The following is a 21734-nucleotide window of genomic DNA, read 5'->3' on the forward strand; positions in this document are numbered from 1 at the left end:
ACATAACTTTAGGTACACAAAATCGCGCTATTCAGCTCATCAGTACGTAAAGCGCTTGTTTCACTTGTTTATCGTCCACTCGATAAAATACTTCTGTTCCTTTGCGTTCATGTGATAACACTTTATGATTTCTCATTTTATGGAGATGTTGTGAAACCGTAGATTGCGGCAACGTTAAAATCTGTTGTAATTCGGTCACATTTAAAGTCTGTTTCCTGACTAATTGATGTACAATTTGTAGACGGACAGGATGTGCCAATACTCTCAGTATTTCCGCACCTCGTTCAAGTTCATAATCAAGATCGTTGAGCTCCATATAAAAAACATTTGTCATTTTCTTTCGCCTCATTCTCTTTTTAGGGTACTTTCTCATGTACACGTTTTTCGTTCGCAAAGAATCTGATCTGTTACACGTACAAACTACCTTGCACCGTTTTCATTCTCCCCTTATACTAAGATAATAATCATGACAATAAGAGGTGTTTTATGAATAAAACAGAATTAATTCAAAAGGTAGCGATGGAAACAGGATTAAAAAGACCACAAGCAAGCCTAGCAGTAGATACCCTATTAGAATCCATTCAACAAGCGTTGCAAAATGGTGACAATGTCCAACTACTTGGATTCGGGACATTCGAAGTCCGAGAACGTGCTGCACGAGAAGGACGGAATCCAAGTACTGGGGAGTCTCTTATCATTCCCGCAAAAAAAGCACCTGCCTTTAAAGCTGGAAAAATATTAAAAGAAGCCGTAAACAACTAACTATATATCTGTCTATTTTTCGAAAGAAGCATGATTCCTTACATTCATGCTTCTTTTCTGTTAAAGACAGATCGTTGAAATCGCATGTTTATAGATCAATTGATTTTTGTTATCGGATTCTACCAAAATAGAAAATGCATCATATTCTTTTACGATTCCTTTCATATGAAATCCGTTGATTAAAATCAACGAAATAACCTTCTTCTTTTGTATGACTTCTTGTAATAACCGTTCCTGCATCGATACGGTATTTCTAGCTCTTTCTTTTAAAACAGGTTGTGATTTTTTCTCCATCCGCCATTCCCCCCACGTATTCTCAAACTCTTTCCAGATACTGTTCTAATTCCTCCAGAAGCTGTTTCGCTCCTTCTGGACTCAACGTTAACTGTCCGTCTGCTAGTTTGATATTCTGGGAAGAAATTTCTCCTGTTACGAGACACGTACCATCCGATTTATATTTCTGTAAAATGATACTTTCCTCTTCTACAAATATTTCTATGCCATCTTTTTCGTGGATATCAAGCGTACGCCTCGTTTCCCTCGGTATCACAATCCGTCCTAACTGATCTATTTTCCGTACAATACCTGTTGATTTCATTCCTCTATTTTTCCCCTTTTCAAATAGAATATTTTCTCTCTCGTTACCGTTTTCATTCCGATGAAATGTATGTATACTGTATAACATATTGTATACAGCATGGGAGGCTATTCATGTCTACATCTTATATTTCCTATTTACAAAAGAAAATTAAAAAGAAACAAACAATACTTCGGAAATTAACAAAATTATATGGATTCACACATCCTGTAGTTGTCGCCTATAGTCAAGAATTAGATCCATTAGTTGTTCTTGTCATGCGCTATCTTTCTTCTTGATAGAGGAGAGATTCGAATTCAAATTCTCTATACACATGTCTCCTCTATTTTACCATACTTTTGCATAGAATGGTTTTTATAACCATTTTCGCATAAAATTTTTCTTTTTGCACACCCTAACATTACAAGCCCATCCTACTACTGTTATTTGCACCAAAACTACACTATTTCGCGGGATTGTCATTGCTTATTTTTCCTTAACTCCATTCAAAATGAGGGCAAGACATGTCAAATATACATCGTTTTGTCCTTATTTTATGATTTCTCTCAAAAATAAAATGGAATACATCACCTAGAAAACGTAAAAAAAAACAGATTTCACATATAGTAAAAACAGCAATTCCATCCTACATCTATAACAATTGTATACCGATGATCTGACACAATCGACATTGGAATTGCGCTTTCTCCCGAAAGGCTTACGGACACAGAAAGACGTACTGTATTTCAGTACGTCTTTTCTCATACATCTCTATTTACCTTAACAAATCGGCGTTCCGATGCTTTCATTTTTTATCTGTTCCTCTTCTTCGATTCTTCTGTTTTCTAACTCACTTTCTAATTTCCGATACCACTTTCCCTTTTTACGTGTGAAATACGTCTTTACTTCTACATACGGTATCCAAATATCACGTGCCTGCATTCGTTCCATCACACTATCTATCATATATTCTTCTTCAAAGCGTTTAGGTTTTCGCAAATACATGGCGATAAAACCTCGATATTCTTCTTGTAGCCATTCTGCGATCAAATTCTTCTGATTCTGCTTCAAATGTGACCATTTCTTGTTCGTTTGGAGAATTTGACCATTCACGATATCATGATTTTTCATCGTTCTCCCTCACTTTTCTCACCGTTATTTATTCTTTTATTATACCATATTCTCATTTTTTCAATGACAGACTATGCCACTATCCCCCAAAAGGCTAACAGTTCCGCAAGGAACAGGTCGTATTTTCTTCCGTTTCTCTTCAGAAAATCTCCACCTTTGGAGAAGGGCCACTTCACCTTGTTTCGCAGCCCTCTCCATCCTTGCCCAACTCTTTTCGGCACGTCAACGTATCGTTGCTAAGCTGACGACAAAAAAGGAAACCTTTGCGTTCTTCAGCTTACACGTCATATTGTACGTGCCGAACCGCCTGTACGATCGTCCATTGATTCCACGTATTTCATGTATCGTTACGTCAATCATGGGGACTAGCCCCCATACCCCCAGCTAGCTTCTGCCAAAAAAGAAGGGGCCATTCTAAAATAAAGATATGCATTATTACATATCTTTATTTCTAAGAAACATGGTATGATGTATACTATTCCCTTTAACTGTATAGCAAGTTACTACTCATTTGTATTTATCTATTTTCAGAAAACGACTGTATGATACAGTCGTTTTCTCATTCATGTCTGGGCTACTTTCTTTTTCTTCGGAAATACAAACTGAATTTTGTCTTCATCTAATTGTAAATACGCATCAAATTCTTTTTCTAATTTTCCTTTCAACCCTTTCAACAACGTCGTTTTCTTTCCCTCTAACAGCTTTATCATATTACTTTCACTAATTTTCTGTCCTAAAAATTCTTTCGAAACAGAAAACTTACAACTCTTTAGACTATCCTTCGCATATCCTGAACAACCATATATCGTTTTCTTATCTACGACTGGCTTTCCACAGGATGGGCACTCTCCTATATGATGTTCAGTTTTTCTATCTTCTACAAAATCATTTATTGCCCATGCGTTTACTTGGTCTTTTGCTTCGTTGATGAGTTTCTGCGCTAACTTTTTGGAGGTTTCTACGAAAGGCTTATCCTTTTTCTTCCCTTCTCCAATTCCCTTCAAATATACTTCCCATTTTGCAGTTAATTCTGGTGAACCGATTGCGGTATCTTTAATGGCTTCCACCATCATTTTCCCTTTATTGGTTACATGTACGATGTTCTTTTCAATTTTGATATACAACAGTGTTTTGATTCTCTCTATAATGCCTGATCTCGTTGCTTCGCTTCCAATATCATGTTTTGCCATCAATGTAATCAATTGTCCTTCTGTATATAATTTAGGCGGTTGCGTTTTCCCTTCATGTAACTTGATTTCTGTTGTTTCTACAGATTGACCTTGCTCTACAAGTGGAAGCGTCTGTCCTTTTTGGTTCTCTTTCTCTTCATTTTCTTCTTTTCCAAACACGACTTGCCATCCAAGATGGGTGATTTGCTTCCCTGTCGATTTAAAAACCTCTTGATTCACTTCAGTGAACAGTTCTGTTTGATTATACGTCATAGGTTCATAGAACGTTGCTATGACGCTACGTACAACCTCATCATAGAGCCATCTTTCTTCTTTGGATAAGTTTTCTAGGTTAGGAACTTGATTCGTGGGAATCAGTGCATAATGGTCTCCACATTTTTCATCGTCCACGTATGCTTTTTGCTGTACAATCGTGTCTCTTTCTTTTTTTTCAATCAGAGTTTGATAATCTTTAATGTTCACGAGCTTTTCTAGAACACCTGGCAACTGTTCGGCTTCCGCTATAGGAATATGCTGATATTCTGTTCGGGGATACGAAAGCATTCTTTTATCGTATAGGCTTTGTGCAGTTTCTAGTACCACTTTAGGGGACATTTTATATTTTTTATTTAGCTTTGCTTGTAAGCTCGACAGATTATATAATTTCGGCGCTTGTTTCGATTTTTGTTCCACTGTCACCTTTTGTATACGTGCTGTATGCTCTTGCAATTGTTGCAACTTTCCCTGTGCTTCTTCTTTTGAATGGAGTTTCATAATGTTATGATCTTGGAGGAGTTTTCCGACATAGGGTATTCCATTCGCATTAAAATGCCCATGAATTTCATAGAATGATTGCACTTTGAAATGCTCTAATTCTTTCTCCCGTTTGCGAATTAAGTGTAACAAGGCTGATTGCACCCGTCCTGCACTGAACACCTCTTTCACGCCTTTCTTGTCTCGGAACAACAACGTAAATACTCGTGAGGCATTCATGCCTATAATCCAATCGCTAACAGAACGGGCTTGTTCTTCTAAATAATAACTATATGTTTCTTCTGCATCTCGCAAGTTTTGAAATCCTTTTCGAACAGCATCCTGCGTCATACTCTTAACCCACAAACGTTTTTGTAGTTTGTCGTTCACTCCTGCCATAATAATAATATTTTTTGCAATCGCTTCTCCAGCTCTAGCAGGATCAGTCGCAATAATAATTTCATCTGCTTTTTGTAGCCATTGTTTCGCATTTTGAAAAATCGACTTTTTATCTTTTGACACCTTCATTTTAAACTCTTCTGGAATAATAGGCAGCTGGTCCATACTCCAGTTTTTCCATTCTTCTTTATACTCATCAGGGTTACATAATTCGATGAGATGACCGAGTGCCGAAATCATTACGACTTCTTCGTCTCCAAAGATTTCTTTGTCCTTCACCGTAATATGTGTACCTTCTCGTTTAGCACTTTGAAATGCTTCGGAATAACTTTTCATTTGTTGCGGTTTTTCACATAGTATCACTTTCACGTGGATTCCCCCTTGAATTGAATTACAGTTAGAACTTCCGTTCTTCCTATTACTGTTCTATTTCCGCCGATCCATCTGTATAGTATTCTGTAAAAAGGTTTGCAGGGTCTGCATTCCATTCTTCGATACACACTCTACCTAAACTATTTTCTAATTTTTTGAATGTAATTTGAAAATAATCATGTAAGCGCTTCAACTCATGTAAGTTATAATTCTTCAATTCTCCTTCAACGAGTGTTTCATCTCCATAAGGAATCGTCATGAGTGCCTTGATTTTATCCAAAAACTTTTCATTTTGTTCTTGTTCTACTAGCATTTCTTGCTCAATTATTTTTTTAAAATTACGTAAGTGAAACCAGCTTGGCTCGTGAACATGCTTTAAATAAACACCTTCCCAATTGTGATGCATTTCAATTTCAACATACTCTTGATCCCACCTTCTTGTATGTGAAGTAAATCCGAAATATTTACACAATATATTTTCCAAAGGGGAACCGATGAACCAATTATCCTTTACTCGTTTACTTTTCATATTTAACACGATTTCTTCAATATGTTGTAACAGTTTCCGAACTATGATTTCAGCATGATGTGTAGATACATATATCGCTCCCTTATCATATCCTAAGCTCAAATTATGATAGATTCGATATACAATTTCTTTTCTTTCTTGCACTTCTATATATTCTTCCAACTGTTCTTGTTTCATCATGATTCACCTCTTCAAATGTAGTCATTTAGCAATATACACATTCCATGATTCTAATTTTCTTTTGCAATACTCAATATGCTCTTCTACTGTGCAAGTCGTACCCGTATTAATATATAACTCATTTGTTGTTTCTTTATATAGAAGGGAAAGAAGCATGGAAAAAATAAACTTCACTTCTCTCACGTAAGGTTGCAATTCAGATATCGGCATGTCAATATCGCCCATTGTAAGATAGTACCCTCGATATCCTTTGAATACATCATTCTGGTAATCTCTTGGACTGGTATGAAACTTTTCAAAATCCCCCACATAACTGCACCAATTGAATTCTGGAAGTGTTACTAAGAATCTTCCGTTCCCTTCATGGTTATACACCTGAATTTCCATATCTCCCACGTGTGGAATCCCAACTTGTGCATATACACATCCTGTAGCATCAATATGAATCCTCCATATCGCCAGATTCGCTTCACCATATCGGAATTGTTGTTCCAAATCCTTCACCTCAATTTGTTATATAGAATCAAGTTAGGGTCAACTCACATACTTGTTTTGTATTTTCACTAAGTACAACTTCCAGTCTTTGAAGATTAGGTAACTACTCAGCTTCTTCAAATAAAAAAACAGGCCAAATACATGTTTCCGATTCGAAAACATGAAAAGAAAATACTCCAATCAGAGAAAGAATCTATGCCAAATAGAGAAATTCTCTTATGAAGTCGTGTTATTCCAAGGAACCGTTCTAGTTTCTATGACTTGGTTTATCGCTTGTAAGACCGATTGTTTTTGTTTTTTCATGGTACTCATAAAGCTTCGTATCTGACAAAAAGATTCTGCGCCTTTCTTACTTCGGAAAGTCCCAGACACTTTCTGTTTTACTTTCGTCATCCGAATATCCCGTTCTGCTTGATTGTTATCAAATGGAATGGCTGGATGTTCTAAAAACGCTAGAATTCTGTCAGAATACTTGACGAAGCGATTCCATAAATTTTGAGAAGGCGTCTGCTTTCCTTTCTTCTTTTGTTTCGTGGAAAGAATCTGTTGTTCTTTCAATATGGATTGATACATAATAAACAGATTCTTTTGCGTCGCTTTTGGCATGGTACCTTCGGATTGCTTTTTCATCGTCAACGCTTGCGTTAGAAATTTCTGCATCTGTTGTGCCCATTGTTCTCCAGTACTATCTATAATTCCTTGTAAATCTCGTAAGAGATGGGCATTACATAAAACGTGACGACAATCTGTATACGCATCATACGATTTCCAACCATCATGCATCGCAATTCCAGAAAAAGATGGCAAGATTTCTCCAGCATCCATTGCTTCTTTTCCACGTTTTTGATGAATATGTTGCAATGTCACCTCCGGTGTACTGGCAGTATGTAACCATTGTGTTTTGTTTTCTACACGCATACCAGTTTCATCAAAATGGACAACAGGAGACTGCAGAATCTTTTCCTTTACTTCTTTTATGAATGGCTGCAATTGAGAAGCGAAAGCCTGTGTATGATTTACCAGGGTTCCTTCGCTTATAGAATGTCCAAAACAATCCTGAAAGAATTCTTTTGTTCGCTTCAAAGAAATGCATTGATAATGCGTTAAATAGGGAATCAGTCTTTTTATATTTGGACCATATTGAACAGGACGAGATACTGTCGAAGGAAATTGGGCTTCTTGGATAGAATGGCAATGTGGGCATTCTTTCTGTTCTACTTTATGTTCTGTCACTTCGATCTGAATAGGTGGTAAGTCATACACTTGGCGAATGCGATACCCTTTTACAGGCTCGTGGTTCAAGGAAGTATGACAACAAGTACAATATGTAGGAGAATGTGTAATCGTATGATCTGGAGTCGCTGTCAAACCAAGAGTATGTCCCTTGTGGCCCAACTGGCCACCCGTTTGACGATGAGACGGTTTGCGCAAACTTTTTGTAACGGGCTTACCCAAACCATCTGTAGAAGGTGGCTTATGACTATTTTTGGAGTTTTTTTTTGAAGCATTTTCTAGTTCTTGTATACGTTTTTCTAACTTAGAAAATGTTTCTTCAAATAAAGAAATAACAGCTTCAGGTCCTTTTTTATATGTATCTAAAATAATTTTTCGATCGACCATAAGATTCACCTCCCCTGTTTGATATACTCAGTATTTACAAATGGGAGGCATATGAAACTAGTAAAATTTAAAAAAGACACCGAAAGGTGGCTGAGTAGTTACCCAAATTGTATCGGTTAGAAGGAAATATCTCCTTTACCTATCATGTAGAACCGACTTCTTCTGCTGATATGATTAAGAACTTTAGTAATTCGATTGAAGAGTTAGAAGCAAGATTGCTGTCGGGAAAATTAAATCCTGAAATGAGAAAACGAGCGGAACAGGAACTAGAGAGTGCCAATAATATGCTGGAGGATTTAGTGGCAAATGATACAGGTGGCATGTTACTGGTGCATTTCCTGATTCGGCTTCATGCCGAGAGTCTCGAACAGCTAAAGAAATTAACGGATAAGGTAAACAATGCGTTTTCAGCTCGTAATCTCTTTGCCTATGTGCCGAGTGCACGTATGCAAGATGCTTTTGAATCCTGTTTGCCCATTCTGGAAAATAAGGTAGGAGAATATACGAGAAGAAATATGGATACAAAAGCATTCTCTACTTTCTTTCCTTTTGATGAGACTGAATTATTTACGAAGCGCGGGATTGCGATGGGAAGAAATATCAAAACAAAATCGCTCATTGTGGTGAATAAATGGGAATTACAGAACCGAAATGGGATTATTTTAGGGCAATCGGGATACGGAAAAACCAAATTGAAGCAAATGTTACTGATGCGTGATTTTATGGAAGGGATTCGGATTTTTAACATGGATCCAGAAGGAGAAGATAGCGAATTTGTTGGAAAACTCGGCGGACAAGTGATTGAACTGTCCAATACCACAGATACGCGTGTCAATCCGTTACACGTGTTTTATGAGCGAGATACAAAAAAGAAAGGAAATCCATTACTTGAGCATTTAGAAAGAGTGAAGATTTTTTTCAAGATTATGCGTCCGTCTATGACGATTGATGAATTAGCGGTATTAGATGCTTACTTGGTGGAATTATACGAATCAGAGCCTTTTCGCATGACATTTGATACTGACTTTGAGAAAAAGAAATCCAAAGATTTTCCTGTTTTAGCAGATTTATATGCGCTATTAATGAAAAAAATCGAGGAAGGAGACGACACATTAAAGTTGTTCTCCTATGTACTGAAACAGTATGTGACGGGTGCAAATAATCGTATTTTTAATGGACCTACCAATGTAGATTTACGTAATCAACTCATTTCGTTTGATATTTCCAGACTAGGAGTCGGTTCAGCTTTACAATCTTGTGCGATGTTCAATGCGACTTCGTTTCTATGGGATGAGATTACGAGAACAGCAGGGAGAAAGACATTGTTTTTAGATGAATTACACGTATTCGCAGACCCGTCTAATCCGCAAAGTATGGAATTCATTTATCAGATTTGGAAGCGGATTCGAAAGTATGATGGAAGCGTATGGGGTGCAACACAACAGGTAGAAGAATTACTCCGAGCGAGTGATGGGAAAAAGAATTACGGGGGAGCGGTTATTGAAAATAGTTTAATGAAAATGTTCTTACCACTTGCAGAAAAATCCATTCACGATTTGATGACGCAGGCGCAGATCAAATTTTCAGACAGTGAACGAAAAATTTTAAAACCTCGTAAGAAAAATAAAGGAGAAGGAATTTTTATTTATGCGGATAAACGTGTCCACCTTTTGATTGAACCAACAGAGGTGGAATGGGAACTGATGGGCGGAAAACCAAAAGAGGGGGAAGCGGGATGAGTATGAAGGAAAAACCCCTTGCGGATTCTCGGAAAACATTTTGGTTGTCAGTCGGAATGATTTTCAGTTTCTGTCTTTTGATTGATTATGTGGTGGCATTTGGCCTTCGAATGATTGATTTTTTATTAGAACATAAAGACGAGTTAATGGAGTTGCCGGATGGTACAGCAAAAGACCTTGCGGTCTCCTACCTAACGAGTCCGATCGAAACCGTATCGTTCGCAATAGGACTCGAACTGTATCAATATGCACAACTTATCCTACTTGGTATTTTCGCTTATACAACCTTCCAAACATGGAGAAAATTAAAACCGCATACGGTGGAAGATGCAAGCGAATATGGAGGATTAGGGAGTGCTTCCCTTTCAGATGAAGTAACCATTTTTGATGAACAAAATATTACTGCGGATAAGGAAGAAGAAGGCACTGTTTTAGCAGTCTATAATGATAAATTGATGATTCATAAGAAAAAAAGTCGGTTAAACCGAAATGTATGTGTAGCTGGTGGATCAGGGACAGGGAAAACCAAATGCTATATCTTAAACAATGTCGTGAATACGAAAAACAAATCGATTGTCGTGTCAGATCCCAAGGGGGAAATCTATGAACTTACTTCTCGTGAGAAGAGAGCGCAGGGGTATGAAGTGTACCTCATTAATTTTTCAAATATGGCATTATCCGATATGTATAACTCGATTGATTATGTAGGACTGGATGAAGATGCTGAAAAATTTGCAACAACGCTTGTTTTAGGCGGAGAAGAAGGACCGCAATCAGGAGATAGTTTTTGGCAGGACCAAGCGATTTCCTTGATTACGGCAGGCATTTTATATGTACGAGAAAATCTGCCGAAAGAACAGCATTCGATGGACACGGTATACGATTTCTTGACAGAACCTTCTGAGAAACAATTAAAGAAACGATTTGCCAACTTAGAGGAAGATTCTTCTGCTCGTATGGCGTTTGGTGTGGTGAAGAATGCGACAGATAAAACATGGGGCGGAATTGTGAGTAACGCAGCCAAGGCAATGAAACTATGGAAATTAAAATCGGTTCGTACGTTTTCAAAACATAGTAGCTTTCAACTAGCGGATATTGGGAAACGTAAAATTGCCTTATATGTGGTCATTCCAGTGGCCGACCGTACGTATCGAGCATTAATCAATACATTTTTTGCCCAACTATTTCAGGAATTATATGCGTATGCGGATACGAATCATAATCGATTACATGTACCTGTGCGCTTTTTACTAGATGAGTTTGCGAATATCGGAAAAATTCCGGATTTTGCTGAGCGTCTATCTACGACACGTTCCTACGGTATAGAAGTATCCATCATTATACAGGCTATGGGGCAATTGATGGATCGCTATGGGGAAAAACAGACAGAGGAGATTATGGCCAATTGTGATACGACTCTTTTTTTAGGAACAAATGACCTCGGCACAGCGAAATATTTCTCAGAACGACTAGGTGTGACGACCAAAAGGTTGCGAAATGATAGCCAAACACCTGGAGAATTTGATAGCAATCAACAAGCGTATACCTACGTACAGAGACCGCTTAAGACACCCGATGAACTCTTGAATCAGATGGATGAGAATGAGTGCTATGTCTTCCGACGTGGGAAACTACCGATTCATGCGCAAAAAGCATGGATAGACAATTGGTTTGCAGACCAAGTAGGAGAAAAGGCAGACATGGGATGGCATTTAAAAGAGAAGTCAGCAGAATCGAGTATACCAAAAGAAGAAAAGCCAAAAGAAACGGTAGAGTCTTCCTGTGTATCAGAAGATGAAAAACAGGAAGATAATCAAGACGAATCGCAAGCATCTGTACCAAGCGAAGGAGAAGTACAGGAAACAACGGAAACACCAGAAAGTGAGAAACAGAAGGAGGAACAAAACACCGAAGAAACTGTGTCCTTACCGATTACGGTGAAACGAGAACTATGGGGAGACGAGGTGTTACAACCTGTAGGGGTAGAAAAGAAAAATGGACGGATACAAGCTTTGTATACGATGGACCTAGAAGCGGAGGAAGAAGGAGAAGAGGGCGTTCAATTTCTTGTACAGAAGAATCCAGCTTGCATGATGACAGATATAGAGTTCGTTCCTCAACATGACGTAAAGGAAACAGAAGAACAGTTTTTGATACAGGTGAAAGAAGCGATCCAGCACATTACACTCAGTCTGATTTATAAAGAACAAAAACGAGATTTTTCGCCAGTGGAACATATCGAAGAGAAAGAAGCACAAAGAAGGAAAGAACAAAAAGAGAAAGCGGAGGTGTAGGTATGATTATTGTATTTGGGGACGGGACGGTAGAGGAAACCGCTACAGAATATGTGTATCGGTTTTCGAAAACAAAGTTAAAACAAGAAGCTCCATTTGACAGCATCAAACAAACCAAATCGTATTTGTTACTGTGTACCTTTGCGGAAATTATACGAGGAGATGTCATACTTCGGTATGAAAAAGAATCCCACTTGTTATCGTTTTCTCGTATCCAACAAGAAAATGAAGCGATCAAACGGAAAGTGGTGTCTCGCTTGGTTCACCTCTTCCAAACACATCAAGAAACGATGCTCCTCCCCATTCCAGACAATATTTTTTACACGAAGAAAGGGGAAGTGAAACTCATGTATCAAGCGATGGACCACATGCCTGTAACGGGATTTAATCGAAATGATAGGTTGACCCATACGAAACGTTTACTTGCCTTTGCTTTTTCGAATGAATCATTTGAAGCTTGCATGCTTCAGTCAGTAGAAATGAGGAATGAATTTTTACAACATATCTATCAATCTATAACATGGGAAGCGTTGCAAGAACTCGTGAAAGAACCAGAAGAAACGGAAGAAAAACAAAAAAAGAGAAAGAGAAATTGGTCATTCGCACCCTTCTCTTTCCCTCTTTCCACCAAGTTATGTGTCGCTTTGTTGACACTATCGGTTTCCTGTAATTTGTATGTTATCACAAAAGACAGTATCCAGCCAGCGACGGTGAATGCGAAACAGGATGAACAAAGTGAAAAACAAAAGAAACACATACAAATGCTAGAACAAGAGAAAACAAAGTTACAAAAAAAAATGCAGGATAAAGAATCTGAAATCAAAGAAATTGTGGGACAACTGAAAATTGTCATTGAAGAAAATAAAAAGTTACAACAAAAACAAGCGACTGTGCCTCCCGCACAGTAACAAAAAGGAGTGAACGTGCATGTGGCAAGCGGTGAAAGACTTTTTTACAACGGTAACGAATCCCATTGAAGCCTTTTCTCGGTGGATTGTGGAATTGTCGATTCAACTCTTAAATTTTTTCTTAGGTTCGATTGTGAGTGTCACGAAAATTGATACGGAATATCAAAAGGTACAGGTGATACAAGATGTGTTCTCTTGGGTTCGTTTTCTCGTCTATGCCTTAGTAGGAGTCATTGTCCTTCATCAATTATTTAAACAATACTTAGCGATTTCCACGGGTTCGATTCAAAGAAGAACAACGTCCCAAATCATGGGGGACATCGGAAAATTTGCGTACCGCCTCCTGATGTTACCGTTATTTTTAGACATCATGATTAAAATCAATTCTTTCTGGGTTGGATTTATTTCAGATAAAGGACTGGTAGTGGGCAAATTTGTAGAGTATTTAGGGTTGGATCAAGCAAATTCAAATGAAAAACCCCTTAGTGAAATTGTGTTAGGGAATATCTCGAAAACGTATCAATTGCAAATGGCAGGAACGGTTGTATTTGTCGCTATTTTCTTTTTAGTCTTACTCGCTATCTTGTTTGTCTTAATGTACATTCAAATGATTATGAGACTTGGGCAAATTGTCTTTTGTTATGTGTTAATACCTTTTGTAGCCTTATCCGCTTTAAATGAAGAGATGGATATGTATTCAACTTGGTGGAGAGAAACGATTGCTATTGTGGGAACAGCAGCCGCCCAAGTAAGTTTCTTATATTTAGGTCTCAATTGTATGTTGTCGGGTCACGCTATTTTAGGAACAGGTATTTTAATAGGGGTTGTGACAACACCAGCCGTGTTACAAAAATTTGTCTATTCTACAGGTGTGGCGAGTGGTACAGGAAGCATGATGAAATTTATGACACGTCAAGTGCTGATGAAGAGGAGATGATGAACCGTGTATATCAAAGCAACCGTAACCGTTGTACGAAATTGGAAGCCTATACTGATTGGCATACTGGTTTTGTTTAGTCTCTTCATCTGTTTGATGTGGGGAGGAGGGAGTAAGCCACAAACACCAATGGGGACAGGAACAACAACTGTTCCACCTGAAGTTCTAAAATGGGAACCTACGGTTCGTAAATACGCCCAAGAATTTGGTGTAGAGCCCTATGTACCGTTAATGCTTAGTTTAATTATGCAGGAGAGCGGCGGACGTTTGCTCGATGTCATGCAATCGGCAGAGGGCGCTTTTAACACGAAGTACCCGAAAGTTCAAAACGGAATCACAGACCCAGACTATAGCATATGGGCTGGCGTACAAGAATTTAAACATTCTATTACAATAGCAAATGTGCAGAGTCCATCTGATATCAATCGAAGAAAATTAGCCCTTCAAACATATAATTTCGGCCCGGGATTTTTGAACTATATTAATAGTAATGGCGGGGAATATAGCCTAGAGTTAGCGAAAAGTTTTGCCTTGAAAATGGCAAATGGGCGCACACAATGTGGATTCAGAAGTCCATTTTGTTATGGTGATTATAGTTATGTTGAAAAAGTTTTAAAGTACTATCAAACGAGTGAAATTGCTGGTGGTGGAGCTGTTGGAGACGAATTTTTTCAAAAAGTTATGGCTGAAGCCATTAAATATAAAGGTTATAAATATGTATTTGGCGGAGCAAGCCCAACTGCAAGTTTTGATTGTAGTGGTTTAACCCAGTGGACATTCCGAACAGCAGGTGTGCAATTAGATCGAACCGCACAAATGCAATGGAATCAAACAAAACGTATCTCTGCTGAAGAAGCAAAGCCCGGAGATTTAGTGTTTTTCCATGGAACATATAATGCAGGGACATATATTACGCACGTAGGTATTTATCAAGGAAATATGCAAATGTATCATGCTGGTGACCCCCTTGATTATGCTGATTTAAATAAACCGTATTGGCAGCAACATCTCGCAGGGTTTGGTCGAGTACAGTAACGATGAGAAAGGGTGAATGGAAATGAGACGTAGTATAGCAATTCTGATTTTATCTATAGGTATAGTGATATTAATTGGGTATGCTTGGAAACAAAAAGGGGAGGTGAAAGTATATGAAACAAAATATAAACAAGTTTTGAAAGAAAATACCAGTTTAGAAGAGAAGGTGCAGGCAAAAGAGAACAATGAGGAAACAAAAGTGAAAAAAGATACAGAAGCGTTTTTACGAGCATTCTTTACGTATGATACGTCAAAAGGTGAACAAGGGTGGTCAAAAATTGATGCATATACAACAGAGTCTGTAAGAGGGAAGTTAAAGCCAGCAGGAGAAGAAAAGAAGCCAGAAAAAACACCACCTGAAACAACGATTATTTCAGCTATAAAAGATGTAAAGTTATATTATACAACTGTGCAAAATGGTGAGAAAGCGAATGTGTTTTCTCGTGTGTGGATCAATACGACTGTAAACGGTGTAACGAGTACCACGCAAATGGTATTAGATATTGAGATGGTATATAGTCCTGAAAAGAAAAAATGGATTGTAGGAAACATTAGTATTCAACAGCCTTTAGGTGAAGAAGGATATATCAATTAATTATTTTATACAGAGGGAGTGGTTTATATGAAAATGAAGCATGATAGAAATTGGAATGCGCTATTGGATTTACAGTTACAAGGGGAGAAAAAAATCCAAGTATTAAATTTTGTGATGGAACGATTAGATGCAAAAAATCAATTGCATATGACACAAAAAGAAATCGCAGAACAAACACAGGTATCCGAACGCACTGTCAGCGAGACGATGAAGACGTTACAAGAATCTACCTTTTTACAGCGCTTACAGTCGGGTGTGTATGAGGTCAATCAGGCATTTGAATATGAACATCACCTTTCTGAAGAAAAGGGGTTAGCAAAGGGAATGGAAGTGTTACGTGACAACTTACAAACGGTTACAGTAAAAAACGTATTGAATAAAAGTATGAAGGACGTGCAACAACTGATTGAAAGCGATTTAGAAAATCCGAAAGGTTTTACATTGACCAAAGAGGATGTGAAAGAGTTATTAGATCAGCATGTGAAGAGCTTAGAACAAACCCTTCATCAATACTATGAACAGAAAGAGAAGGGGGCTTCGTGGAAAGAAGCCATTCATACCTTAAAAGAAAATGTAAAACAGAGTTATCAAACCTTAAAAGAAACCTTTATGCAAAAAGTGAAACAAAATGTACAAACGGTAAAAGACGCACCAGGGCAAGTGAAACAATATACAAAAAATAGATTCATTGATGGAGTAGTTCGTGTAAATAATCTCATCCTTACAAAGAGTCAAGAATTGAATCAAAAACTGGAACAGGCGAGACCGTATCAAAAGGAAACGTTACAAGAAAAGGTTAATGAGAAGACGGTTGTACAGGAAAAGGAACAGCTTATAGAAAAAGAAGTGGTGCAAGAAAAAACAGTGGAAGAACCTACTATGCTACAGCCTCTTGAAAAAGACCTCTTAGTAAAACAAAAAGCTGAAATACCTACGGATACGATAAAAAAGAATTTTCAAGAAGTGGTAACAGAACAGTTTGAAAAACATCCTGAAGCAACGATGGAAGCATTACGAGAGTATATTGTAGAACAGCATCCGCATATTCATCGAATTGAACAAGTGAATGCGGAAGAATTTGTCACAAGGATTGAAAAAGTATCACATATTTTACTAGTGAACCAACAAGCCACGATTATAGATCAAAAAGAAGAGTTAGCTGTCATAGCAGAAGAAGTAACAGACGAAAAGCAGGTAGAAAAATTTGCAGATTTAGTGAAGGAAAAACAAGAAGAAATTGTGATGGAAGAAGAGGTTTCAGTGAGTTTCGAAAAATAAGGAATGGACAACAAAATAGAACCCTACGTCATTATTCCTTTGTAGGGTTCTCATATTTCTTTACTAAATCACGAATAGCTTCGTCTAGTAATTTAGATTTATTAATGCGTGTTTTCTCTGTTAATTGTTGGAATTTTACATTTATTTCCTTATCAAGTGTGCTAGAGAAACGATCCCTAGTTTTTAAGTCTGATGTTTTCATTTGTAATCACCTCTACATTTTATTATATCGAGTAGTGAAAGTTAATGCAATGTAAATAAATTTAATTAAAGTTATTGAAACTTAATTAAGTTAGGTGTAGAATAAGAGTATCATCAAAACGAAAGGTAGTGTGATAATCGTGAACTGTCCATACTGTGCAACTCCGATACAAGTTGATAAGAATGGTGTAGTACAAGAAATTTGTGAATTCTGTGGTGGTCATATGCGGGAACAACAAACAGGTGTCTTACAGCTTTGTCAGAATGGGGAGCGTTTTGAATTTACAAAAATGCAGTCACATATCTTCTTAGAACACATCAATCAGTCTGTAGAAGAGCTGAAACAGTATCATACGTACGATTTGTATTTGTTGCTAAAGGAAGTAAGAGAAGCAAGGAGTCAAACGTATTACGGTTTACAACTACTAAATAAAGCTTCCAAAACAGAAAGTACATTACAAGCTACTGCGGATGAAACAGGCGGAGAGTATGAGTATTACACAAGAAAGGCGTGGGTGATAGAAAACATTCTATTAGAACGTCAGGGATTCTTTCCAGAAAAAATTACAGCTCGAGTTCTTCAATATATGTGGGAGCAAATTAAAAAATCGAAGAAAAAGAGTATGAGGATATCAAAGGTTCAGCGCCAGTACAGAGGAGAAGCTTGCTTATAAAGTTTAATGATGGAGTACAGATTCATAATCAAAAGGAGAGAAGAAAAAATGAAAAAACGAGAGAAGTATATGTATGTGAAAGATGTGAAAATGTTTGTGAATCAACAGATTGTTACTTATGCGATGCTGTGTCAGCTCGAAAAATCCCAATGGAAATTGATACAAAGACTATGATGCAAGGTGTGAGAGAAGTATTGGCCTTGATTGAGAGTAAACAAATAAGTATTATGCTAAGTCGTTGCTTTGATGCACCAAGTGACTTAGCGGTAGTAAATATGGCGAAAGAAACGATTCTTGAGGATCTTAATAAGATAGATTTTGTCTTTAACGATGTAACAGCAGTGAAATACAAAGGTTTTATGAGAGAGTGCTTAGGAATTGGATTGCTAGACCCTTATAAAACAGTAGAAGGAGAGCAAGTAACAGGGTTATTTATTTTCACGGAATAGGCTTGTTTGCAAAATTGAAATATTGGAAGAAAGGAGAAGGTGTTGTGGAGGAAATCTTATAGAAGAATCGGAGGAGTATAGTATGAAATTCTTTGAAAAGCGTTTTTTGAAAAGTTTACTGAAGTTTAGCAAATTTGTACATGAATATCGTTTTGAAGATTTTTCAGCACAGGAAGAGAAGGTGTATCAGAAAAACCTTGAGAAACTAAGAAACTTATTTGGTGTAGAGAAATCCCCTATATCCCTAGATGTGATTGATACATCGGTATTAACAGCATATCAGAGAGAACTTTTACAAGAATTTGAGCAGAATGCACCATTCATTAAAGTGAGGTATAGAGAAATGGTATGGTTTATTTGGAGTAATCCACGGTGTACGTTCTCTCGTATCGAACGAGAAGTCATTTGTTATATGCTTCAAAAATTGGGAAGTTCTTCTGGAGAATATTATAGAAATCAGCAAGAGAAAGTGCAAAATTTTCATGAAATTGAAGGGGAAGGAGAGAAAATTCACAGGTTAAGAGAACAATTAATACAAGTAGACATCATGCAATTAAAAGAAATGGCAGCAGGATTGATGCACAACACATTTGTGTTGCTAAGAATGTATTCTTCAAATCAGTATAAGAACATGCTTGGAAAAACAGCTTACCATCAATTTATTTTTGAAATGACAGATAGAATGCATAATTTACCGGAGATTCTTCTTGGTGAGAATAAGAGAGCATTAGTAGAAGAGCTGGCTGATACGGTAGTGTTCTTACAAGAACAGAAGTATGTAGACATTATGTTTTTACAATCTAATCTTGTAACTACTCAGCCACCTTTCGGTGTCTTTTTTAAATTTTACTAGTTTCATATGCCTCCCATTTGTAAATACTGAGTATATCAAACAGGGGAGGTGAATCTTATGGTCGATCGAAAAATTATTTTAGATACATATAAAAAAGGACCTGAAGCTGTTATTTCTTTATTTGAAGAAACATTTTCTAAGTTAGAAAAACGTATACAAGAACTAGAAAATGCTTCAAAAAAAAACTCCAAAAATAGTCATAAGCCACCTTCTACAGATGGTTTGGGTAAGCCCGTTACAAAAAGTTTGCGCAAACCGTCTCATCGTCAAACGGGTGGCCAGTTGGGCCACAAGGGACATACTCTTGGTTTGACAGCGACTCCAGATCATACGATTACACATTCTCCTACATATTGTACTTGTTGTCATACTTCCTTGAACCACGAGCCTGTAAAAGGGTATCGCATTCGCCAAGTGTATGACTTACCACCTATTCAGATCGAAGTGACAGAACATAAAGTAGAACAGAAAGAATGCCCACATTGCCATTCTATCCAAGAAGCCCAATTTCCTTCGACAGTATCTCGTCCTGTTCAATATGGTCCAAATATAAAAAGACTGATTCCCTATTTAACGCATTATCAATGCATTTCTTTGAAGCGAACAAAAGAATTCTTTCAGGATTGTTTTGGACATTCTATAAGCGAAGGAACCCTGGTAAATCATACACAGGCTTTCGCTTCTCAATTGCAGCCATTCATAAAAGAAGTAAAGGAAAAGATTCTGCAGTCTCCTGTTGTCCATTTTGATGAAACTGGTATGCGTGTAGAAAACAAAACACAATGGTTACATACTGCCAGTACACCGGAGGTGACATTGCAACATATTCATCAAAAACGTGGAAAAGAAGCAATGGATGCTGGAGAAATCTTGCCATCTTTTTCTGGAATTGCGATGCATGATGGTTGGAAATCGTATGATGCGTATACAGATTGTCGTCACGTTTTATGTAATGCCCATCTCTTACGAGATTTACAAGGAATTATAGATAGTACTGGAGAACAATGGGCACAACAGATGCAGAAATTTCTAACGCAAGCGTTGACGATGAAAAAGCAATCCGAAGGTACCATGCCAAAAGCGACGCAAAAGAATCTGTTTATTATGTATCAATCCATATTGAAAGAACAACAGATTCTTTCCACGAAACAAAAGAAGAAAGGAAAGCAGACGCCTTCTCAAAATTTATGGAATCGCTTCGTCAAGTATTCTGACAGAATTCTAGCGTTTTTAGAACATCCAGCCATTCCATTTGATAACAATCAAGCAGAACGGGATATTCGGATGACGAAAGTAAAACAGAAAGTGTCTGGGACTTTCCGAAGTAAGAAAGGCGCAGAATCTTTTTGTCAGATACGAAGCTTTATGAGTACCATGAAAAAACAAAAACAATCGGTCTTACAAGCGATAAACCAAGTCATAGAAACTAGAACGGTTCCTTGGAATAACACGACTTCATAAGAGAATTTCTCTATTTGGCATAGATTCTTTCTCTGATTGGAGTATTTTCTTTTCATGTTTTCGAATCGGAAACATGTATTTGGCCTGTTTTTTTATTTGAAGAAGCTGAGTAGTTACCAATTTGGATAAGAACCCCATGTAGCTACCTGATGGATAATCCGTCATACAAAGGATACGTTCATATCCTTCTCCTACCCGGATATAATCTATTTCTTCCTCAAATATAGCTGGTGCAATCTGATCCGCTACAGAAAAACGTTGAAAGGTTGGTTCTTCTTTTTTCTCTTTTCTCTTGAATCGTAACATTCGCTATTCCCCTCCTTTTATGTTTGGTCTACTTTTGGCATGTTTCACTGTAATATAGGGCGAGGACACTTCTTTAAAACGATTAATACGTGCTTGATAGTTGTTAAAATGCACCTGAAGAATTTGAACAATCTCATGAGCATTTAAGATATGACATTCTAACCCGTCTTCTGAAAGTTCCGTCAAATTCTCTCGTAACATCTCCGCTCTTTCTAACAGTGTTTCCATCCCGTTCTGGATACTTTCTTCATTCCCCTGCACTTTCTCCCTTAAAAGAAGATAGTGTGCCTTTTTCAGCGTATTCTGAGCGTGTGAGGAGTTCTCTAGATAAGAAACATATCCACTTCTTAATAGTTGACGCATGGCATTCGATTCTTCTTCTATCTTTTGTTTCTGATCTTCCACATAATCTGATAAGTCAACAGGTTCTGCCAGAACCTCAATTTGAAATTCGCATGGAATTCCTGACACAATCGCACCAAATTCCTCCATCAATTCTAGTTTGTCTTCCTCACCCATTAATTCCAAGTTCATCGTCCCCACCCGAATGCCCACAATCAAGGTTTGCTTCTTCGTCAGAATCGCTTGATGATACAACGTTTGAATCGGAATTAAATCCTGTGTACGTTTTGCTTGTTGTCTCTGTTTTCGTTTTTCTTGCCATTTTTGGAAACCCATTTTTTCACCTACCTACTCTTTTTTATATAACAAGATCGTTTGCTTCTTTCTTTTTCGCTGATGAAAACGAAATACATCTAACAAGTACGCACCTGCTTTCACGTTACATCCTTGAATCGCTGGTAGCACAAGTAACCCTGTAAATAGAACAAACAAAACTAAACCTAATCCAAGTTGCACAAAAATATGAATCGGTAACAAATACAATGTTCCGCCAACAAGTGGAAGGAAGAGAAGATAGTAGCCTATCTCCTTCCACCCTATGCCTGTATTCGGAATTAACTCAAACTTCGCCTCAATATTTTTTGGAATATGAATGTGTTTTGGACTCATCTTTCT

At 37.5% G+C, this 21734-nt stretch carries 25 protein-coding genes; 13 read left to right on the top strand and 12 right to left on the bottom strand.

Annotated elements, in window-relative coordinates:
* Positions 1-31 precede the first annotated feature (31 nt).
* Positions 32-334 (bottom strand): ArsR/SmtB family transcription factor, encoded by a 303-nt coding sequence (locus tag MHH55_RS33455; protein WP_078187212.1) that lies wholly within the window; start codon positions 332-334, stop codon positions 32-34.
* A 152-nt stretch (positions 335-486) separates the two neighbouring features.
* Here MHH55_RS33455 and MHH55_RS33460 point away from each other — a divergent pair, with 152 nt between their 5' ends.
* Positions 487-762, top strand: coding sequence for an HU family DNA-binding protein (locus tag MHH55_RS33460; protein ID WP_078187211.1), 276 nt, complete (start codon positions 487-489; stop codon positions 760-762).
* Between the two features lie 60 nt (positions 763-822).
* Here MHH55_RS33460 and hfq read toward each other — a convergent pair whose 3' ends face one another.
* A complete protein-coding gene (gene hfq / locus MHH55_RS33465; protein ID WP_078187210.1) occupies positions 823-1056 on the bottom strand; it encodes an RNA chaperone Hfq in 234 nt (77 codons plus the stop codon).
* 22 nt (positions 1057-1078) lie between these two features.
* Positions 1079-1360 carry an AbrB/MazE/SpoVT family DNA-binding domain-containing protein gene (locus MHH55_RS33470; protein ID WP_340882365.1) on the bottom strand — a complete coding sequence of 94 codons (282 nt, stop codon included), beginning with the start codon at positions 1358-1360 and terminating at the stop codon, positions 1079-1081.
* A gap of 113 nt (positions 1361-1473) precedes the next feature.
* On the opposite strand from MHH55_RS33470, the gene MHH55_RS33475 reads away from it, so the two are divergent.
* On the top strand, positions 1474-1638 hold the full coding sequence (locus tag MHH55_RS33475; RefSeq protein ID WP_078187209.1) for an aspartyl-phosphate phosphatase Spo0E family protein: 165 nt from the start codon (positions 1474-1476) through the stop codon (positions 1636-1638).
* Between the two features lie 481 nt (positions 1639-2119).
* Here MHH55_RS33475 and MHH55_RS33480 read toward each other — a convergent pair whose 3' ends face one another.
* From MHH55_RS33480 to tnpC (MHH55_RS33500), 5 genes are all read right to left on the bottom strand, one after another.
* Positions 2120-2470: a hypothetical protein gene (locus MHH55_RS33480; RefSeq protein WP_061659250.1), complete on the bottom strand. Its 351-nt coding sequence runs from the start codon at positions 2468-2470 to the stop codon at positions 2120-2122.
* Positions 2471-3033: 563 nt separating this feature from the next.
* Positions 3034-5160 carry a type IA DNA topoisomerase gene (locus MHH55_RS33485; RefSeq protein WP_340882368.1) on the bottom strand — a complete coding sequence of 709 codons (2127 nt, stop codon included), beginning with the start codon at positions 5158-5160 and terminating at the stop codon, positions 3034-3036.
* Between the two features lie 49 nt (positions 5161-5209).
* Entirely contained in the window at positions 5210-5872 is a 663-nt protein-coding gene (locus MHH55_RS33490) for a hypothetical protein (protein WP_254849826.1), read from the bottom strand.
* Positions 5873-5893: 21 nt separating this feature from the next.
* Complete coding sequence (locus MHH55_RS33495) at positions 5894-6367, bottom strand: hypothetical protein (RefSeq protein WP_078188155.1); 474 nt, start codon at positions 6365-6367, stop codon at positions 5894-5896.
* A 216-nt stretch (positions 6368-6583) separates the two neighbouring features.
* Entirely contained in the window at positions 6584-7987 is a 1404-nt protein-coding gene (gene tnpC, locus MHH55_RS33500; protein WP_100910632.1) for an IS66 family transposase, read from the bottom strand.
* A 107-nt stretch (positions 7988-8094) separates the two neighbouring features.
* On the opposite strand from tnpC (MHH55_RS33500), the gene MHH55_RS33505 reads away from it, so the two are divergent.
* Genes MHH55_RS33505 through MHH55_RS33535 form a run of 7 tightly spaced genes read left to right on the top strand, consistent with a single transcriptional unit; the run spans position 8095 to position 16773 of the window.
* The gene (locus MHH55_RS33505; protein ID WP_340882372.1) at positions 8095-9726 is read left to right on the top strand and encodes a VirB4 family type IV secretion system protein; all 1632 of its coding nucleotides are present in this window, start codon (positions 8095-8097) and stop codon (positions 9724-9726) included.
* Entirely contained in the window at positions 9723-12020 is a 2298-nt protein-coding gene (locus MHH55_RS33510) for a VirD4-like conjugal transfer protein, CD1115 family (RefSeq protein ID WP_340882374.1), read from the top strand. The genes MHH55_RS33505 and MHH55_RS33510 overlap by 4 nt, the downstream gene beginning before the upstream one ends.
* A 2-nt stretch (positions 12021-12022) precedes the next feature.
* Complete coding sequence (locus MHH55_RS33515; RefSeq protein ID WP_340882376.1) at positions 12023-12928, top strand: hypothetical protein; 906 nt, start codon at positions 12023-12025, stop codon at positions 12926-12928.
* A gap of 19 nt (positions 12929-12947) precedes the next feature.
* Complete coding sequence (locus MHH55_RS33520) at positions 12948-13865, top strand: conjugal transfer protein TrbL family protein (protein ID WP_006923713.1); 918 nt, start codon at positions 12948-12950, stop codon at positions 13863-13865.
* 6 nt (positions 13866-13871) lie between these two features.
* Positions 13872-14900, top strand: coding sequence for a bifunctional lytic transglycosylase/C40 family peptidase (locus MHH55_RS33525; RefSeq protein WP_340882379.1), 1029 nt, complete (start codon positions 13872-13874; stop codon positions 14898-14900).
* Between the two features lie 22 nt (positions 14901-14922).
* Positions 14923-15495, top strand: a complete 573-nt coding sequence (locus MHH55_RS33530; RefSeq protein ID WP_078188138.1) for a hypothetical protein — start codon at positions 14923-14925, stop codon at positions 15493-15495.
* 27 nt (positions 15496-15522) lie between these two features.
* Positions 15523-16773: a replication/maintenance protein RepL gene (locus MHH55_RS33535; RefSeq protein WP_340882382.1), complete on the top strand. Its 1251-nt coding sequence runs from the start codon at positions 15523-15525 to the stop codon at positions 16771-16773.
* 31 nt (positions 16774-16804) lie between these two features.
* On the opposite strand, the gene MHH55_RS33540 is transcribed toward MHH55_RS33535, so the two are convergent.
* Positions 16805-16975 carry a ribbon-helix-helix domain-containing protein gene (locus tag MHH55_RS33540; protein WP_061659243.1) on the bottom strand — a complete coding sequence of 57 codons (171 nt, stop codon included), beginning with the start codon at positions 16973-16975 and terminating at the stop codon, positions 16805-16807.
* Between the two features lie 139 nt (positions 16976-17114).
* On the opposite strand from MHH55_RS33540, the gene MHH55_RS33545 reads away from it, so the two are divergent.
* The 4 genes from MHH55_RS33545 (at position 17115) to tnpC (MHH55_RS33560) (ending at position 20411) form a co-directional block, all read left to right on the top strand.
* A complete protein-coding gene (locus MHH55_RS33545; RefSeq protein WP_254849818.1) occupies positions 17115-17648 on the top strand; it encodes a hypothetical protein in 534 nt (177 codons plus the stop codon).
* Positions 17639-18097 carry a hypothetical protein gene (locus MHH55_RS33550; protein WP_254849817.1) on the top strand — a complete coding sequence of 153 codons (459 nt, stop codon included), beginning with the start codon at positions 17639-17641 and terminating at the stop codon, positions 18095-18097. Before MHH55_RS33545 ends, MHH55_RS33550 begins: the two co-directional genes overlap by 10 nt.
* A gap of 82 nt (positions 18098-18179) precedes the next feature.
* Positions 18180-18950, top strand: a complete 771-nt coding sequence (locus MHH55_RS33555) for a hypothetical protein (protein WP_078188112.1) — start codon at positions 18180-18182, stop codon at positions 18948-18950.
* A 57-nt stretch (positions 18951-19007) separates the two neighbouring features.
* Positions 19008-20411, top strand: a complete 1404-nt coding sequence (gene tnpC, locus MHH55_RS33560; protein WP_100910632.1) for an IS66 family transposase — start codon at positions 19008-19010, stop codon at positions 20409-20411.
* Here tnpC (MHH55_RS33560) and MHH55_RS33565 read toward each other — a convergent pair.
* Genes MHH55_RS33565 through MHH55_RS33575 form a run of 3 tightly spaced genes read right to left on the bottom strand, consistent with a single transcriptional unit; the run spans position 20406 to position 21728 of the window.
* A complete protein-coding gene (locus tag MHH55_RS33565) occupies positions 20406-20717 on the bottom strand; it encodes a hypothetical protein (protein WP_340882385.1) in 312 nt (103 codons plus the stop codon). The two genes, tnpC (MHH55_RS33560) and MHH55_RS33565, sit on opposite strands and share 6 nt — an antisense overlap.
* A gap of 3 nt (positions 20718-20720) precedes the next feature.
* Positions 20721-21395, bottom strand: coding sequence for a hypothetical protein (locus MHH55_RS33570; RefSeq protein ID WP_033692616.1), 675 nt, complete (start codon positions 21393-21395; stop codon positions 20721-20723).
* 12 nt (positions 21396-21407) lie between these two features.
* Complete coding sequence (locus MHH55_RS33575) at positions 21408-21728, bottom strand: hypothetical protein (RefSeq protein ID WP_000074651.1); 321 nt, start codon at positions 21726-21728, stop codon at positions 21408-21410.
* Positions 21729-21734: the final 6 nt, after the last annotated feature.

Source organism: Bacillus sp. FSL K6-2944 (assembly GCF_038005385.1).
Classification (GTDB): domain Bacteria; phylum Bacillota; class Bacilli; order Bacillales; family Bacillaceae_G; genus Bacillus_A; species Bacillus_A cereus.